Genomic DNA, 17694 nt, shown 5'->3' with positions numbered 1-17694 from the left:
GGCGAATAGGCGTTTAGTGAGGAGATGGGGTTGGTGACGGATGATATTTAGGAAGGACGAGAGAGCATTTAATAAAGCGACAGGGGTTGTCTTTTTGGTTCTGCTGGCGGCGCTTTTGCTCGTTGCCGGCTGCGGCCGAAAACAGGATGTCAGTTTCGGCTATAGCTTTACGATCTCTCCGAAGAAGGGCGAAGTCTTAAAGGACGTAACGGTCTACCTGCCGTTCCCGACCAAAGAGGGCAAGCCGACGCAGGAGATATTCGACGCGTTGACGCGGGATTATGAGGAGTATCGGGTCAAAGAGTTTCCAGACTCCAAGATATCTCTCGTCGATACCGAACATGGCATGATGCTAAAGGTCTATGTGCCGGAGCTTCGGAAGCAAAGCTATCATCTTGGCGGCGGCTACGGTTACGAGGAACCGTATTCCGAGAAGCAGATTGCGCCGCATTTCATGTTGAGCCCAAGAAAAAACGTTCGAGAGCTGCCCGGCGGATATGGCCACATAAGCGATACCTATGTTTACGCGGACTTTAAGGGCGGTGAAGAGCTTGGTTTAGCTCTCGAGTACTCTATCAAGATAATGTCCTCCCCGCTCTTTCCGCTCGATTATGTTCCGGAGGATGGGTGTACCACATATTTGGGTTTCGAAGAGCCTCCAACGGAATCCGGCAGTCGCGTAAAATACGTCAACCGGCGGGGATGGTCTAAGATGCCTTTGTCCAACACCAGCTATGATGGAGAATGGTATGAAAAAGAATAGGACGAGAGGTTTTGCGTGCCCGGTCTTAGCCCTGGCTTTGGCACTAGTCCTTTGCTTGAACGGAACGGCGGCGGCCTGGAGCGGGATTACGCATTATCATATCAACCGCTCGGTCGGTATCGAGCCGGCGGCGGCTTTCGGGATGAGCGGAACCGGCCCGGACATGATTATCGAATGGACCGGGCGCGGCCCTTCTATCCCGGATGAAAAGGGGAGACGTCAGAATTGGTCGGATTATTTCCATTCTCCCAATCCAAAGATAACCGGCCAATCGAGACCCGTCGCGGATAAACCCAACTTCGGTTATCTCATGCTCAAAGTCTCAGGAAAAAACGGCTCCGTCTCCGACGAAGAGCGGGCGCGGGCGCTCGGCTGGGGCGGTCACATCGCGGCCGACTGGGTCGCGCACAGCGACAACCTATTCCCGATTTGCCCGAAAGGCACTCGCGGTGAGAAAAAGCACTTTATCGGAGAGTGCCTCTACGATATATACTCGTTTATCACGCGTGGGCCCATGTATCAACCGCTATCGGTCTCGTTTGTCTTCGACGACCGTCAGATATACAAGGCGCTCTTTAATTACAGGCTTATAGCTATCCACGAAAGCACTATAGATGATGATGACGAAGATAAACCAAGCGATAGGGAATTAAAGCAAAAAACTCTTAAAACAACCCTCCCCAAATCCTTCATACGCGGTCGCATGCTGCGCTGGTCTTTGAAGATGGCGCTCGTTCAATTCGCGTACGCGAAAAGCCCGGTAGCAACAGACCCGGCCAAACGGCTGAAATTTCTGACAGCCATGCGGAAAAAGCAGGCGGAGAGTAATCTGGCCCTGTCCGAAACGGCGGTCTATGCCTGGACGAATGTGCCGACGCCACGGGGCGGCATACCCGATTTTGCCCGCCAGGTCGTGCCGTATTACAAGAAGCCCCTCATGGCCGTGCCGGCGGGGCTATCCTTGAGCGGAGCCGCCTTCAAGGCCGCAACGATTAATCCGGATGAAGATTGGGCTAGCCGTCAAACCAACAGTATCTCCGCCGGCGAAGAAGACGCGCTTCTCTGGGATGCGATTATCGACAGCGCCCGCGCGAAGGGTCTCATAGCGATAGTCGAGACGGAGACGCTGGAAGGTCGCTATAGCGTAAACGTCTCGGTCATCGATGAGCGAGGACTTATGGATGAGGTTGTCGGGACGATTGAGCGCATACGAAGAGCCCCTCGGGCTGTTCTGGAAAAGACTCTTGATAGAGGGTGAAACCGACCCGGAGCGTCTCGCCGACCTTTCCGGACCGACTATTACCGATCTTTTCCCTATAGCGGGTTCTTTTATCAATTCGTCGGTGCCGGAGGTGCGCGTAAAAATCGTAGAAGACCCGTTTGGCACCGGTGTCGACACAGAGAGCGTCACGTTTACCATAGACGGCGCAGAAGCGGCACCGCGCTTCGTCGACGGCTTTGCCGCTTACCGACCGCAAACTATTCTTGCCGACGGCGTACATCGGGTTGTAGTCTCAGCGCGTGACCTTGCCGGCAACAAGGGCGGCACGTCATGGACTTTTACCGTCGATACCGTTGGCCCGAAGCTCTGTTATAGTGTCAAGAACCGCGTTATAAACAGTAGCAGGCCGCGCGCAGAAGTGCTGGTCTTGCCCGATGAGCCGGTCAGATACGTCGTGAGAGTCCATCCCATAGTCGGAGGCTATCCCGTTTACGGCACCGTCCTTTATGAGAGCGAGTTGCCAACGGTCGGCGCCGGGCAGAGGCGAATTCTTTGGAGCGGCGTGGGCACCGTCGGTAATAGGGTCGCGGCGGGCGATTATATTATGCGCATTATCGCGTATGACCGAGCGGGGAACAGCAGGGCGTTTAGGGTAAACGTCAAAGTCGAGAAGAGCGGCTAAAAAGGCTTGCACAGCCGAGAACGTCATGATAGTATCTAAAACATAAAAGCACTAAAACATATTAGCGCTAACACATATATAATGGAGGGGCGCCGTTGTGAATCGAAAATATGCTTTTTTTGGCTACGCGTTATTGCTGTTGTTTACTTTGCCGACCCCGGCAGCGTTGGCGGGCGTTTACCTCTCGTGGCCGACCGACGGGGCGATCATAACTCCCTTCAGCCCCGGCGAGCATCGCGGAATAGATATCGCGGCGGCGGTCGGCAGCCGGATAGCGGCTGCGGAAGAGGGGGTCGTTTATTGGGTCGGCCGGACTCCGCGCGGCGAGCCGTGCGTCTCAATCGACCACCCCGACGGGCATTCGACCTCTTACTTTCCCGTCGAAGCGGGCGTGGCGAAGGGCCAAAACGTAGCCAAGGGTGCCGTCATCGGAGCCTTGAGCGCCGATGGAGACCCCTCGAGCGAGGAGCCCCATCTTCACTTCGGGCTTTTCGAGACGGCAACCCGTGACGACAAGCGCTATTTGAACCCGCAGGATTATTTGACGGCTCGCATTGCCGAGCCGGCGTCGGATATCCAACCCGTGCCGGCTGCGGGGCAGACCGGTCCCCGGGCCGGCGCTGAAGCGCCGCGCACCACCGAGGCTCCGGTCGAGCAAAGCGCCGTCGTCCAAACGGTGGCGGCAGCGGTGGGTTTGCCCGCGGCGGCCACCGCGACCACGTCGGGCGCGGCGCCCCAGGGTGTTACGTCCCAAACCGGCATGCCCGAGCAGCAATTTAGCCGGGCGCCGCAAACAGGTACGCCCGGCCAGCCACAAATCGAAGCGCCGTCGACCACTATCCGGTTGGCGGAACTACCGTCGAACATCGCTGCTTTAGCGTCGGCAAAGACCCAGGCTGCGCAAGAAGTAATCAATGGCGGCACTCGAGTGCTTCCTTCCGTTCCCGCAGTACAAAAAAGCGCAAGCGTCTCTTACGCCGGCAAGCTCGAACAAGCCGCATCGGACGGGTCTACATCCAGTTACCGGGGGTCGGTTGTGCCGCAAAACATACCCCAAGCATTGCCGAATATAGTGCTGTCCGGCTCAACTCGGGTCGGCCGGGCGGCTGTTAAATCTCAACGTGTATCAGAGCTGCAAACAGTAAGCACTAGAGCGGGTCCAAATCCGTTCAGCGCAAAAGAGGCGGACCTGCGGGCTGCGCGTCCACCAGCTCCGGCGACCGCCGGACGGGCGAGCGAAACCGCACCCGCCTCGACCGTGTCGAAGCGCGCCGTATTCAAGTCGAAACTCCTCCCCGACTTGGTCTTAGCCTTCGCGCTGACCTTTACCGCCATAGCGAGTTTCCGTTTCGCCCGGCGTGTTAAGAAACCGGCGCTGTCAGCTTTGACGGAGGCGCCTGCGATAAGCGCATTCGCGGCTTAATGTAAGGCTCTGCCCTGGATTCCGCAAAGACGCGCGTAGTGAGAAAATCGCCAATGTCGGCGATTTGACGAATCCTTCCGCGGGAGTCTGGGAGGGCATATGGAAGTTCGCCCATTCTAGCGATTAATTGTGGCGCTCGACAGTGGTTTATATATAGGCCGGCGTGGTGGAAACAGCGAAAAGCATGCTTCGTGGTCGCATGGTTTGCGTTCGAGAAAATATGCTCGAAAATATGCTCGGGTAGCATCTTGCTAAACCCCCATGTAGCTGCTATAATTGTTAGGTTCCATACTCCTGCTTCAGCTCAACTGAAGCCGTTAGCCCGAGGGAGGTGAAAAAGTGAGGAACTACGAATGCATGGTCATTCTCGAGCCCGCTTTGGAAACAGATGCGCTCGATGCTTTGATCGCCAAGTTTTCCGATGTCGCTGTAAAAAACGGCGGTAAAATCGAGAATGTAAACAAATGGGGAAAACGCCGCCTTGCCCATCAAATTGGTCAAAACACCGACGGCTTTTATGCCGTCTTCGACCTTCTAGGTGAAAATCAAACCATTAGCGAGCTAGACCGTATCCTTAAGATAACAGATGGAGTCATTCGTCATATGATTATCCGTCAAGGAAAGTAGGGGGAAACATGGCTAGTTTGAACAAAGTATTTCTTATAGGGAATCTGACAAGAGACCCTGAACTAAGGTTTACGCCGAGCGGGACGGCTGTCGCCAACATCGGCATAGCCGTAAACAACAGGTACCAGGATAATAGCGGTAATTGGGTCGATGAGCCGAATTACTTTACTGTTGTCGCATGGGGACGGCAAGCCGAACTCTGCAACGAGCACCTGCGTAAAGGCTCACCGGTACTTGTGGAGGGCAGGCTGCGGTGGCGCTCTTGGGAGGCGCCGGACGGCCAGAAGCGCTCCGTGGTGGAGGTTGTCGCCAACCGGGTACAGTTTCTCAACAAGGCCGCCGGTCGCGGCGAGGAATCAATGGCCGAAAGCGCCGAGGCCGACCTCCAAGCGCTCGGCGAAGGCGATTTCGACGATATCCCATTTTAATAGGAGAGGATTTGCATGGCAGATTACGTTAGAAAACCCAGGCGGAAGTACTGCGGTTTCTGTAAGGATAAAATCGATTATATCGATTTCAAAGACACGAACCTGTTGCGGCGCTTCATGAGCGACCGCGGCAAAATCAGGCCGCGCAGGGTGACCGGCACCTGTGCTCAGCACCAGCGCGACTTGTCGATTGCGATAAAGAGGGCGCGCGAAATGGCGCTCATTCCCTATTCCCAGAAGCAGTAGTAGACGCGGCAAAGAACGGGGCTCAAGCATAGAGCCCCGTTTGGCGACTCGGTCGCTTGCAGATTTTGCATGTCTTTCCGTTGCGCAAGCAAATGCCGTCGGCACGCGGGATAAAATCGACGAGAGGGTATACTTATGCTAAGATTATAGATTCAAGAATGCTTGAATTATCGGGGAGTCGGAACTAAAAACCGCACGTAGTCAACGTGTTTCAGTAGTAGCACGTACATGGTTGGGTGTGCGGTCCCGGTGCCGGCTTCGATTTAAAAATATCGCTTAAGAATTATTTTAAATGTATGTTGGAGGAGAAGATGAAGGTAATCCTTAAAGAGACCGTGGGCGGTCTCGGCAGAATCGGCGAGGTGGTCGAAGTTGCCAGAGGCTATGCCCAGAATTACCTCGTTCCCAGGGGAATGGCCGTCGTGGCTACGCCCGGAACGCTAAAGGACTGGGAGCACAAGAAGGCGACGACCTCTAAGAGGCAAGCCCATGAGCTTTCGGAAGCGCAAGAACTTGCGGATAGCATCAAGGATAAAGAGGTCACAGTCGAAGCGAAAGCGGGCGAGGGCGGCAAGCTCTATGGCTCGATTACCGCGAAAGAGGTCGCGGAGGCTATTACGGCGCAGCTTAAAATCGAGGTCGATAGAAAGAAAGTCGATATCGCCGGCGCAATCAAAGAACTCGGCTTGCATCCGGTAACGGTAAAGATCTATCCGGGCGTCGAGGCCGTCGTATCGATAAATGTAGTCTCAGCCAAAGAGGGGTAATGAAAGCGGCAGATAGACCGCATCATCTTGCGCAGTTCGACAGGGTTCCGCCCCATAATCTCGAGGCGGAACAATCGTTGCTCGGCGCGATGCTTATCTCAAGCGATGCCATCGCCGAAATATTCGAGGACATCAAAGCCGATGACTTCTATTCCGAAGCCCACCGGCGCGTCTTTGAGACGGCGGTCGATCTCTACGCCAAAGGAGACCCTGTCGACCCGATAACCCTGGCGGAATCGCTATCGTCGAAGGGCTATCTCGAGTCGTGCGGGGGAAAATCATATATTCACACGCTCGTAAGCTTAGTGCCGAGCGCGGCGAACGCCAAGTATTATGCTAAGATAGTCGAGCGCAACGCAACACTGCGCTCGCTTATCAAAGTATCGACCGAGATAGCGGCGCTCGGCTATGAAGGCCCCGAAGACGTCGACGGCTTGATAGACCGGGCCGAAAGCCTGATTTTCGCCATCGCCCACAAGCGCATGGCCGAGAAGTTTATCGCCATCAAAGACCTTCTCAAAGAAGGCTTTGAGGTCGTCGAGCAGCTTTTCGAAAAGAAAGAACAAATCACCGGCACCCCGACGGGCTTCGCCGACCTAGACCAGCTTCTCGCCGGCATTCACCCCGGCGACCTTATCATCGTAGCGGCGCGCCCCGCAATGGGCAAGACCGCGTTCGCGCTCAATCTCGCCGCGAACATGGGCCTCGACAACCTGCCCGTAGCCGTATTCAGCCTTGAGATGAGCAGGCAGCAGCTAGTCCAGCGTATGATGTGTTCTGAGGCGCGCATCGATAGCCACCGCTTGAGGACCGGCCAGCTCAGGGATGAGGACTGGTCGAAGCTCTCGGGAGCGGTCGGGCGGCTGGCGGAGACGCCCATCTACATCGACGACACCCCAAGCATCGGTATTATGGAGGTCAGGGCCAAGGCCCGGCGCCTTTTTGCGCGCCATTCGCCGGGGGCTATCGTCGTCGACTACTTACAGCTTATGCAGTCGTACCGCCGGGTTGAAAACCGCCAGCAAGAGATTGCCGAGATTTCTCGTGGTTTGAAGATACTCGCCAAGGAACTCGGCGTCCCCGTCATCGCGCTCTCGCAGCTCTCAAGAGCCGTCGAGCACCGCAGCGACAAACGCCCACAACTCTCCGACCTGCGCGAATGCGTTACCGGAGATACGCTAGTTGTTCTTACCGACGGACGCCGCGTCCCGATACGAGACCTGGTCGGCACAGAACCAGACGTGCTCGCTATCTCACCGGATGGCGACATCATCTCGGCAAGAAGCGATAAGGTATGGTCGGTTGGTGTGAGGCCTGTTTTTAAGGTGAAGTTGGCAAGCGGAAGGGAGATTCGTGCTACGGAAAAACATCGCCTGCTTGGTTTGGAAGGTTGGAAACGCATAGGTGAATTGTCCGTAGGCGATAGATTAGCCATAGCTCGCGAGATTCCGGAGCCTGTTGACACGGTTGAGTGGCCGGATGAACGCATAGCGCTGTTAGGTCAGCTGATTGGTGATGGTAGCTATCTTTCGGGTCAGCCGATGAGATATGCGACCGCGTCGGAAGATAATAGCCGTTTAGTAAAGTTTACGGCTGAGGAAGAATTTGGAGCCGAAGTCAAAAGATATAAAGGTCGAGGGCAATGGCATCAGCTTCTAATAAGCGGCAACGGCAATCGTTGGGCACCCGCCGGTGTTAACGCATGGTTGAGGGAACTCGGGGTATTTAACCAACGGTCGCACGAGAAGCGCATCCCACAGGAGGCGTTCAAACTATCCAATCGGCAAGTCGGCCTGTTGCTCAGACATCTTTGGGCGACGGATGGCGCAATACATGTTAGAAAGACCAATCAGAGAGGCAGCGCTAGCGTTTTCTTTAGCACCTCTAGCAGGCTTCTAGCAGAAGATGTCGCATTCCTCCTGCTGAGATTAGGAATTGTTGCAAGGATACGGAAAGCCCAGCAAGGAACATCACGCCCCTGGTACAACGTTTGTGTATCGGGTGTCGATGACCAGCTGTGCTTCTTGGAGAACGTGGGAGCTTTTGGACCACGGGTAGGGCCGGCGGATAAGCTGTTCCAGTATTTGCGCTACAAAACTCCAAATACGAACGTAGATACATTGCCGATGGAGATTTTTGCCCATGTTAAGCAAGGAATGGCGGATCAAGGAATAAGCGGTTGTGCAATGGCACGAATGCGTGGCTTAACCCATGGAGGAAGCGTCTATTTCGATTATGCTCCTTCCAGAGCCATAATAGCTCAGTATTCTGAACTTCTCGATGATGATTGGCTTCGGACACATGCAACCAGCGATCTTTTCTGGGACACTGTCGTTCGCGTCGAGCCGGATGGAGAAGAGGAAACATACGATTTGACCGTACCAGGACCATCAAATTGGCTGGTAGATGGGGTTGTTAGTCACAACAGCGGAGCTATTGAACAGGACGCAGACATCGTGATGTTTATCCACCGCAACATCTACGGCAACCCCGACGATATCGACGCCATGGAAGAACGGGGCACCGCAGAGATTGTCGTCGCCAAGCACAGGAACGGTCCCGTAGGCGTCGTGCGCCTCGCGTTCCTCGAACACTACACCAAATTCGCCGACCTCGCGAAGAACAGCTAAGCGAGCATTTCCTTTTCAAAGATTGACGGTCAAGCACACGATCGATACTCCAGCATCTCTGAAAAAGAGTATTGCGATTATACCGAGATTCTTATATGCCGCAGGCACACTTTTGATGTGGTATAATTCATACTTAGGAGGAGGATGAATTATGCACGCAGTAAAAAAAGAAGTCAGCGATCTTTTATCTCGCTTGCCGGATGACTGCACGATTGAAGACGTCCAATATCATCTTTACGTTTTGCAGAAGATCGAGCGTGGTCTTGATGATGCTAAAGAAGGTCGCACCCATACACAGCAGGAAGTCGAAGCGCGGATGTCGGAATGGCTCGAGAAGTAGTCTGGTCAGCAGAAGCTGTTGCTGATATCGAAGCACTCGCTAACTATATCGCGAGGGATTCTGCCGCATATGCCACCTCATTTGTTCAAGAGATATTAGATTCCAGTAAAACGCTCAGTTCGTTTTCTAAGAGAGGGCGCATCGTTCCCGAACTCGATGATTCTAGCGTTCGTGAGCTTTTAATAAGAGATTACAGGATCATCTACCACGTTGAGAAATCCCGTATTATAATATTAGGCCTCATCCACGGCAGCCGAGATCTAAACAAACCATGGAAGAGTAAATAAAAATGCAATGCTCACCTTTCGCTATCTTCGCCAATAATATCCCAAACGCGATTTCCCAATCCAAGCGCGCGTCCTTTCATGATGCGGCGGCGAAAGCGGTGCGGCCGACCTTAGGCTAAACCGCCACAGCCAAGCTGGGCTTTTGAGTCCGGTTTTCTTGACTTTGACTGGCCGTTTAGCTATGCTGGTTACGCGCTTGTTCACAAGTATCGTGGCTGGTGCGAGGCTTGATTTTATCCGAAAGCGACTTTGGGATAGGTCGAGAGGTGGCTGTGTCTAAAGGCGCAGGCACAATAATGGACCGGTAGGACTCAGATAGACGGCGGGATTTTAGCGTTGAGGCTTCGGGTGGCCTTCTGTTTGAGTTTTTTTGTGCGCGTAAGGGTGTGAGCGATGGCGGATTATGATGTCATCATAGTCGGCAGTGGGCCGGCCGGTATCTTTGCAGCTCTAGAGCTTGCCAAGGAAGGCGAACCCAGAGTTCTGATACTCGAGAAGGGTCCCGACGTCGAAAAGCGGGACTGCTTAGAACGGTCTACCGGGAAATGCGCCCATTGTAAACCTTGTCGTATCACCTCGGGTTGGGGCGGCGCCGGAGCGTTCAGCGACGGCAAGCTGACTCTCTCAACCGAGATTGGGGGATGGCTCGGAGATTACGTCGGCGACGACGAACTCGCGCGTCTTATCGACTATGCGGACCACGTCTATCGCGAATTCGGCGCTACGAGCGAGGTCCACGGGACCAACGACGAGAATATCAGGCAGTTGCAAAGCCGGGCGCTCCTGGCCGATATGCGGCTCATTGCGATGAAAGTCCGCCACATGGGGACCGACCGTTCTTACGATATCATCAAGTTGATGAGGGACCGGCTCGATGCGCACGTTGACATAAGGACCGGAACACCGGTCGAGAACCTGCTGACCGAGGATGGGCGCGTAACCGGTGTTCGAACCGCCGACGGTGAGGAGATAACGGGCCGCTATGTAATAGCCGCACCCGGCAGGGAGGGCGCCGACTGGCTCAGCGCCGAAGCGAGAAGGCTCGGTTTATCGGTTGTGAACAATGCCGTTGACATAGGGGTTCGCGTCGAGGTTCCCGCCGCGGTCATGGAGCCCCTGACCAAAGAACTCTACGAGCCGAAGCTCATTTACAACACGAAGTCGTTCGAGGACCGGGTGCGCACGTTCTGCGTCTGCCCGTATGGCGTGGTAGCCTCCGAGGCCGTCGATGGCGTGATAACCGTAAACGGCCATAGCTATGCCGAAAAAAAGACGGAGAACACCAATTTCGCGCTCCTGGTCAGCACGATGTTTACGGAACCGTTCAAAGAGCCGATAGCCTACGCGAAGTATATAGCGCGGCTCGCCAACCTTCTCGGAGACGGTATCTTGGTCCAACGCCTCGGCGACCTGAAGGACGGGCGTCGTTCGACCCCCGAGAGGATCGCCAGGGGCACGGTGCGTCCGACCTATGGCGATGCGACACCGGGTGACTTGAGTTTTGTGCTGCCTTATAGGTATTTGTCCGACATAATGGAGATGCTCGAAGCGCTCGATGAGCTGGCGCCGGGCGTAAATTCCAGGAACGCACTCCTCTACGGGGTAGAGGTAAAGTTTTACTCATCGCGGCTGCGGCTTACGTCCGCGCTCGAGACGGAGATAGAAAATCTTTATGCGATAGGCGACGGGGCTGGCGTGACCAGGGGTTTGATTCAGTCCTCGGCCAGCGGAATCGTCGCGGCTCGCGCAATACTTGACTCGTTAGCTGGGAGGAAATAATGCCTGCGACAATTCTCATGGGGACACAGTGGGGAGATGAAGGAAAAGGAAAGGTCACCGATTGGCTGGCCAACGAGATGGACCTCGTAGTACGCTATCAGGGAGGTCACAACGCCGGCCATACCGTCATCGCCGACGGTCACGAACTCAAGCTCCATCTTTTGCCCTCGGGCATTCTTCACTCCAACATTATTTGCGTTATAGCATCGGGCTTGGTCATCGACCCCAAAGCGCTCATCAAGGAACTCGATGAGGTCGCGGAGTTGGGAATCGATCGTCCCAACCTGGTGCTAAGCGCGAATGCCCATCTTATAATGCCCTACCACCGGTTGCTCGACCAGGCGTCCGAGCTAAAACTCGGCTCGTATAAAATCGGCACGACCGGCTTGGGCATCGGTCCGGCCTATACCGACAAAGCGTCGCGCGTCGGTCTGCGGGTACAAGACCTGCTCGATATGAAGATATTCCGCGAGAAGCTCGAGGTCGCGCTGACCTTTAAGAACCAGGTGCTTACGAAAATCTACGACACGGAACCTCTCGATGTCGACGAAATCGTCGATGAGTACAAGGGATACGCCGAGCGGCTCAACGGCATCATCGGCGATGCGAGCCGCATCATAAACGACTCGCTCGACGAGGGCAAGAACGTCTTACTAGAGGGCGCGCAGGGGATGATGCTCGATCTCGATTACGGAACCTATCCTTTTGTGACCTCGTCTTCGCCTATAGCGGGCGGGGCGTGCGTCGGCGCGGGTGTAAGCCCGCTCAGGGTCAAACGCATCATCGGAATCGCCAAGGCCTACACGACGCGCGTCGGCGCGGGCCCCTTCCCGACGGAACTCGAGGATGATACCGGAGAGTTGATGCGCAAGGTGGGCGTCGAGTTCGGCACGACGACGGGTCGCGCGCGGCGCTGCGGCTGGTTCGACGCAGTCATTCTTAAATACACCGCCAAAATCAACGGGTTGACCGAAATCGCCTTGACCAAACTCGATGTGCTCTCGCCCTTTGAGACCTTAAAGATTTGCGTAGGCTATGAATACGAGGGCAAGGTATATGACTATATGCCCTACCATCAGACGGTCTTCCACGGCGCGAAGCCTATCTATGAAGAGGTCGAGGGCTGGAATACGGATATCAGCGGTATCGTCACGTACGACGCGCTTCCCAAAGCGGCCCGCGCTTATGTCGACCGGCTTCAGGAGCTTATCGGGGCGCCCATAACGATGATTTCGGTCGGGCCGAGCCGCGAACAGACCATATTGCGATAATCGCTACTCACCGTCGCGCATCTTCGCCACGATGATAAGCCTGGTCTTTGCGGAAAACCGGGGATTGCAGGTGGTAAGGGTCAAAGTCCGGTCTTCGGTCGGCTCGATGACGCTGATTTCGGTCGGCTTAACGACTTTGGTCTCGACCACATAGTAGGCGTGCTGCTCGGTGGCGTCGCTGACGAGGATCAGATCGCCTTTGACAAGCTCATCCAGGTAGAAAAAGGGCCTGCTATAGGTGACGCGGTGCCCGGAGATGACCATGTTGCCGTGCTCACCGGGGTGGGCGGTCTCCTCCATATGACCCGGCCCCAGCTTTAAGGCCTCCGCGCCGACGCCTTCGACGACGATGGCGTCGAGGTCGATTTTGGGGATGACGATGCGGGCAAACGGCTCCTTCTCCTTGAATTTTTGACGCGCTTTGGTCGTGGGCGGCGCGGCTTTCTCTTCGGCAACGGTCTCCGCCGACCGGGATTTCTTCGCTTCGCCGATCGCCTCTTGCGACTCCTCTGTTTCGTCCAGGGTCGCCGCCGCGCGCTCGATCGTCGGCGAATCCTCTATCGACGACAAGAGAGCGGGTGCGCACTCCTGCTCCTCGGAGACGCCGGCAGCGGCCTTATCCCAATCGTTCTGGAGTTGCCGCTGTTTATAGCCCGTATATACATCCGTGAAGGCGATTTGCAGCAGGATATAGGCGCCGACCGCTATGAGCGAGAGTCCCACTATCCTATAAATCATCGCCCTTTTGCCGGCAGCCATTCTTTCAACCTCAAATCTATCCTATGCGTCTTACGTCCAGCGCTTAACACGAACTCGACGCCGGGTACGCAACGCTTCCCGCAGCTCCGCGCCGGCAGCGTCTTGAACTCGTCGCCGAGCTTCATGCCTAATCCCGTTTTAAAACCAAAATATCATTTCTACTAAAGACCTGCGTAAATGCGGTGTTGCGCAGCGTGCTTACGATTTTCCGCTGGTCGGAACCGAGCTGGGAAAAATCTACGATAACAAAGTCTATAGTATTCTTATCGGCCGGGTTTTCGCCGTTTACGCCCCAGTTGACCGCGGCGTAAGGATTCGGGAACTCATATATCTTTTCGCGGTGCGTCAGGTGCGGCACGAAGACGTAGGACGCGCTGACCACGGCGTCATCCGGTATTAATGCGACGGCCCTCTCCATAGAAGCGCGTCTCGCCTCGTCGATGACGACGAAAGCCCGCTGGTGTCGGCTCGATATCGGCGATGGGCTCCAGAAGAAGTTCGACGTCAGCGCCACCGCGACGAGCAGGGCGGCCACAACGACCGCTTCTCTCTTCTTAAGCGCGAGTTTTTCGATGGCGAGAATCGCCCCGGCGAAGACGAACGGGATGATGGTCGCGGTGTAGTGATACTCGATATTGTGCATATAGCCCTGCCGGCTTACGGCGTTGGAGAAGAGCGCGGGGAGCGATATGAGCAAGACCTCGATACTGGCTAGCGGTGAAAACGCGACCGGTGCCAGCAGTTGTGTGAAATATATGAGATTGCTCTCTTGTATTATGATGGGCAAGATGAGGCCGGGTTTGGTCAGGGTATTGATGGCGACCTCTCCCAGCGTCGAGCCGAGCCTGGAAAAATTTTGGGCATAGAAGAGGCTTGTCCCGTTAAACGCGGGAAGAATGTATTTTATACCGACCACAAACCAGGCGAGTGACGCCAGGGAGGTTGCAAACCCGACCGTGCGGTTGTCGGTGACCGCGAGGTATAGTCCCATCATAATCATTACGAGCGCGACATCTTCCTTTGCGAGCACCGCGACGAGAGCGCTGACCGCGAAGAGTGTATAACGCCGTTTTTTAGCGAGGTAAAATGCGAAGAGCAAGGCGGGTGTCGCCAGCGCGTCCGGGTGGAACTGGTCGTGATTGAGCCATTGGAGCGCCGGATAGAGCAGGTACGATGCCGCCATGGCCAATGACAGGATCCCGTTCTTAAGCCGCTCCTTTGCCAGCAGGTAGACCGGGAGCGCGCCGATAGCCAGTACCATGGTCTGTAAAACCAGCAAGAGACGGACGTCGGGCCAGATTTTATAGAGCGGGGCTACCAGCAGCAGGTTGAATGAGAGGTGCTCGCCGAAGAGGTGAAGGCCGCGCACGGTGATGAACGGTTCCTTGAGCCGGCTAAGGAGCCAGATTCCCTGGTCGAATATGCCGAGGTCGAATCCGTAGGTGCTGAAGTTGTTGTGCATGCGAACCGTCAAGAACGAAAAGGTGGCTATGTATAAGAGCATCATTGCGCCGAGCGCCGCGTATTCATAGGTCTGCTTCGCATACCTGGACGGGCGTTCGTTTGGGAGACTCTCCGCTTCAACGCCGCCCGCATCGCCGGGCTCGTCTTTTTTCTCATCGGAATCGAGCGCTCCTGAGGCGAGTCGCCCGATGACGGCCGCGGGAGCTTTAAAGATGAGCGAGAAGAAGGTCGCTATACGGCCCGCGCCGATAAGGTTTACCGGCTCGATCCGCGCTAGGCTAATGTCGGGCCCGGCATCGATGAAGGCGAGCGAATAAGCGTCTATTTGCAGCTCTAGCCTGCGCCAGCGCATAGCGTCCAGGGTCGGCTCGGGGTATTCGGGCGCCAGCACCAGCACGCGCTGGTTCTGATTGAAGAGCCCTCTGTCGAGGACGTTACCCTGCGCATAGAATTCGGCATGTGATTTAGCCAGCTCGCTGCCGAGCCGGCTCTTTTGGGCAAGGTATTTCGCGTATACCGCGTCCAACTCGACGAAGGAAGTATACCGCAGGTTCCATGCGAGCGCGGATGCGGCCTCTATCGCTTGTGGCGATGTCGTGGAGTCGGCGATGAGCAGCACCACGAGTGAGCCTTGCCGGTCTAGGGCGATGAGGCCTGTCGCGCCCTCCGGAGCCCCCCAGCCGTCGATGACGAGGAGCCGCTCCGGGAGGAGCCCATCTCCTTCTACCAGCTTCTCTATGACCAGCTCCTTGAGCTGCTCCGGCCAACCGGACGCTGCGACTTTCTCAAATTCGCCGTCGAGGACGCGATATAGCGACACCTAGATATTGCTCCTTTCCGCTTCGCCTTGGAGTTCGGCGCCGGCAAGCCCGTCACCGAGGCGGACCGAAGCGCTCGCCCGCACCGCGAAACGCCGCCAGGCAAACCGCAAGCCGTAAGCGAGGACCGCGCACCAGCCGAGCGCCCCGAACCACGCCGCGAAGACATCTACAAAGGTGCTTCCATAGTAGAGGCGGACATTCTTTTGCTTCGGAATCACCATCATCAGTGAAGGCGACGCCAAATACGGCCCGTCGGCGCCGGAAACCTTCCAGTTCGGAAAGTATGAAATCTTTATCCAATGGGGCACACCGATGGCGGTTGTCGAGAAAGTAAGCTCGTCGTCTTTGATTTGTACGTTGCTGACCCGCCCACCGGTATCAATGCGTTTGCTTACCATCTTGTCCGTCGCGGCTCCGACCATTTTATACTTGCCTTTAAGCTCTTTGGCGTGGTCCAGCTCGATGAGCGGTGTATCCAGCAGCTCAGGTCGCGCGTACCACTCGAGCGCGGTCTGGCGCCAGTTGGTCGTCTCCGCCAAAAGCGGTTGGTATTCGGGAATCGTTACATACCCCTCGGTCTCGGTTTCGTAGAGGGCGAACTCCATATCGGTGCCTTTTACTTTGAATTTCTTTAATAGCTCCAGGTCGTCGATTTTGTCGGCTTCGCTCTTTACCTCGTCCGATATGGCCAGGAAATAGGGGATGTTGTAGACCTTAAGGTGTCTGATGCCGTCGGCCACGTTGAGCGGCGGGTAATTGACGCCTAAAATTGCGTGGCTCGGCTCTTTAGACAGCTCGGATTGGTTGACGAAGTGAAAAGGCGCCGTAAGCGAGGCCTCCATGAGCGTTCCCTCCATTGTCGGGTGGTTCGCGAAATAGGGCAAGAGTTCGAAAGCGCGCGGGGTGCCGAATCTGTCTATGGCATTGGCGTGCTCTATCATCACCCGGCCCGGAGGCAGGCCTTTGATATATTCGTTTATCTCGTTGTAGCTCGACCACTGCGCTTTCCCTTCATAGCCGGAGTAGTTCCACTCAATCCAGTCGTCGGCAACCCGGTTGCCGACGCCGAATACCGCAACAGCCGCGATAGCCGCCGCGAGCGCGCCGAGGATATAGTCGGAGTGGCGTTTAGGTATGAGGACATAATCATATAAGAGTTGGGCGAGGACTTTGCGCAAGAACCAGAGCCCATAGGCGGCCCAGACGAACGAGAAGAAATAGAAGAAGGGGAGGAGCCGCCCGTTCCAGATGCGCCCCGCTGGAAGCAGGAAGAAGAGCGACGCTGAGACGATGAGACTCCAGAGCAAAAAGTAGACGCGCTCATCTCGTTTGGCGAGGGCGCCGACGACCCCGATTATGGTCAGCGGGAAGAAAAGACGCAATGGCTCCGGGATGAGTTCGTTTAGCCCGCTCAATTGGTCCCACTGCATGTGTGCCGTATACTGGAGTTTCGCCACAAACGGGAGGCCCCAGAACGAACTCAAGACAAAACCGAGCCCGAAGACGCCGGCTAAGATGCCGAAACGCTTCAAGTTCAACCTGCTGAAGATATAATACGTCGACATGATGACTATCATAATCGTCGTGACCAGGTGCGAGAGGGTGATGATGCCGAGGAGGACGCCGGTCGAGACCCGAAAGCGCTGCTCCTTTACGTCGCGGTAGAGGAGCGCGAAGAAGAGAATGGTCAGCGAGAAACTGAGGCTGTAGCCGAATTCCCCCGCGAGCGTACTCAAAATATTGGCTCCGTAGATAGAATAGCTCTCCATAAAGAGGAACGGGAGGCTGAATGCCGCGGCCATAATAGGCAGCGGGAACCTGAACCCCAACACCCGAAAGGCCCCGTATGTCATCGCCGGCAAGAGGAATACCCCGAGAATCGTGCCGAGCTTGAACGCGACCTCGTATTGCATGAATACGTTGAGCAGCGCGATTATCATAAACGGGAAGGGGAAATAGAAATGGAGCATGGGGAAGCCGGCATACCAGCCGGGCGACCAACCCGTTATCTTGCCTTGCGGCAACAGGTGGTTTATCAAGTAGTCGGCGACGTAATGATGCGCGCCGGTGTCGCCGCCCGCGGTCGTTGTCGGCGAAAGGATAAGCTCCGGCCTGAAAAAGGAGAGCAGTGTCAGGTAGATGACCGCGAAACTTATCGCGGTGACATAGAGCGACGCCTTCGATT

17 protein-coding genes are annotated in these 17694 nt (G+C 55.7%); 13 read left to right on the top strand and 4 right to left on the bottom strand.

What is annotated here, in order from left to right:
* Positions 1 to 40 precede the first annotated feature (40 nt).
* The 13 genes from KGZ93_03020 to KGZ93_02960 all read left to right on the top strand — a co-directional run bounded on the left by KGZ93_03020 (position 41) and on the right by KGZ93_02960 (position 12465).
* On the top strand, positions 41 to 763 hold the full coding sequence (locus KGZ93_03020; protein ID MBS3908593.1) for a hypothetical protein: 723 nt from the start codon (positions 41 to 43) through the stop codon (positions 761 to 763).
* Positions 750 to 2021, top strand: a complete 1272-nt coding sequence (locus KGZ93_03015) for a hypothetical protein (protein MBS3908592.1) — start codon at positions 750 to 752, stop codon at positions 2019 to 2021. The genes KGZ93_03020 and KGZ93_03015 overlap by 14 nt, the downstream gene beginning before the upstream one ends.
* A complete protein-coding gene (locus KGZ93_03010) occupies positions 2008 to 2667 on the top strand; it encodes a hypothetical protein (protein ID MBS3908591.1) in 660 nt (219 codons plus the stop codon). Before KGZ93_03015 ends, KGZ93_03010 begins: the two co-directional genes overlap by 14 nt.
* Before the next feature lie 97 nt (positions 2668 to 2764).
* The gene (locus KGZ93_03005; protein MBS3908590.1) at positions 2765 to 4090 is read left to right on the top strand and encodes a M23 family metallopeptidase; all 1326 of its coding nucleotides are present in this window, start codon (positions 2765 to 2767) and stop codon (positions 4088 to 4090) included.
* A gap of 339 nt (positions 4091 to 4429) precedes the next feature.
* Positions 4430 to 4717 (top strand): 30S ribosomal protein S6, encoded by a 288-nt coding sequence (locus KGZ93_03000; protein MBS3908589.1) that lies wholly within the window; start codon positions 4430 to 4432, stop codon positions 4715 to 4717.
* 8 nt (positions 4718 to 4725) lie between these two features.
* Positions 4726 to 5145, top strand: coding sequence for a single-stranded DNA-binding protein (locus KGZ93_02995; GenBank protein ID MBS3908588.1), 420 nt, complete (start codon positions 4726 to 4728; stop codon positions 5143 to 5145).
* Positions 5146 to 5160: 15 nt separating this feature from the next.
* Entirely contained in the window at positions 5161 to 5391 is a 231-nt protein-coding gene (rpsR, locus tag KGZ93_02990) for a 30S ribosomal protein S18 (GenBank protein ID MBS3908587.1), read from the top strand.
* 311 nt (positions 5392 to 5702) lie between these two features.
* Entirely contained in the window at positions 5703 to 6158 is a 456-nt protein-coding gene (gene rplI, locus KGZ93_02985) for a 50S ribosomal protein L9 (GenBank protein ID MBS3908586.1), read from the top strand.
* Positions 6158 to 8788: a replicative DNA helicase gene (locus KGZ93_02980; protein MBS3908585.1), complete on the top strand. Its 2631-nt coding sequence runs from the start codon at positions 6158 to 6160 to the stop codon at positions 8786 to 8788. The genes rplI and KGZ93_02980 overlap by 1 nt, the downstream gene beginning before the upstream one ends.
* A 151-nt stretch (positions 8789 to 8939) precedes the next feature.
* Complete coding sequence (locus KGZ93_02975; protein ID MBS3908584.1) at positions 8940 to 9128, top strand: hypothetical protein; 189 nt, start codon at positions 8940 to 8942, stop codon at positions 9126 to 9128.
* Complete coding sequence (locus KGZ93_02970; GenBank protein ID MBS3908583.1) at positions 9113 to 9415, top strand: type II toxin-antitoxin system RelE/ParE family toxin; 303 nt, start codon at positions 9113 to 9115, stop codon at positions 9413 to 9415. Before KGZ93_02975 ends, KGZ93_02970 begins: the two co-directional genes overlap by 16 nt.
* A 393-nt stretch (positions 9416 to 9808) precedes the next feature.
* The gene (locus KGZ93_02965) at positions 9809 to 11194 is read left to right on the top strand and encodes an NAD(P)/FAD-dependent oxidoreductase (protein MBS3908582.1); all 1386 of its coding nucleotides are present in this window, start codon (positions 9809 to 9811) and stop codon (positions 11192 to 11194) included.
* Positions 11194 to 12465, top strand: coding sequence for an adenylosuccinate synthase (locus tag KGZ93_02960; protein MBS3908581.1), 1272 nt, complete (start codon positions 11194 to 11196; stop codon positions 12463 to 12465). Before KGZ93_02965 ends, KGZ93_02960 begins: the two co-directional genes overlap by 1 nt.
* A 3-nt stretch (positions 12466 to 12468) precedes the next feature.
* Here KGZ93_02960 and KGZ93_02955 read toward each other — a convergent pair whose 3' ends face one another.
* Genes KGZ93_02955 through KGZ93_02940 form a run of 4 tightly spaced genes read right to left on the bottom strand, consistent with a single transcriptional unit; the run spans position 12469 to position 17548 of the window.
* Positions 12469 to 13224, bottom strand: coding sequence for a class E sortase (locus KGZ93_02955; GenBank protein ID MBS3908580.1), 756 nt, complete (start codon positions 13222 to 13224; stop codon positions 12469 to 12471).
* Positions 13200 to 13349 carry a hypothetical protein gene (locus tag KGZ93_02950; GenBank protein MBS3908579.1) on the bottom strand — a complete coding sequence of 50 codons (150 nt, stop codon included), beginning with the start codon at positions 13347 to 13349 and terminating at the stop codon, positions 13200 to 13202. Before KGZ93_02950 ends, KGZ93_02955 begins: the two co-directional genes overlap by 25 nt.
* A gap of 2 nt (positions 13350 to 13351) precedes the next feature.
* Positions 13352 to 15508 carry a DUF2079 domain-containing protein gene (locus KGZ93_02945; GenBank protein ID MBS3908578.1) on the bottom strand — a complete coding sequence of 719 codons (2157 nt, stop codon included), beginning with the start codon at positions 15506 to 15508 and terminating at the stop codon, positions 13352 to 13354.
* Positions 15509 to 17548: a hypothetical protein gene (locus tag KGZ93_02940; protein MBS3908577.1), complete on the bottom strand. Its 2040-nt coding sequence runs from the start codon at positions 17546 to 17548 to the stop codon at positions 15509 to 15511. It lies immediately after the preceding gene.
* Positions 17549 to 17694: the final 146 nt, after the last annotated feature.

This window comes from Actinomycetota bacterium, assembly GCA_018333515.1.
Taxonomy (GTDB): domain Bacteria; phylum Actinomycetota; class Aquicultoria; order Aquicultorales; family Aquicultoraceae; genus Aquicultor.
This window is presented reverse-complemented; position numbering and strand designations above follow the sequence as displayed.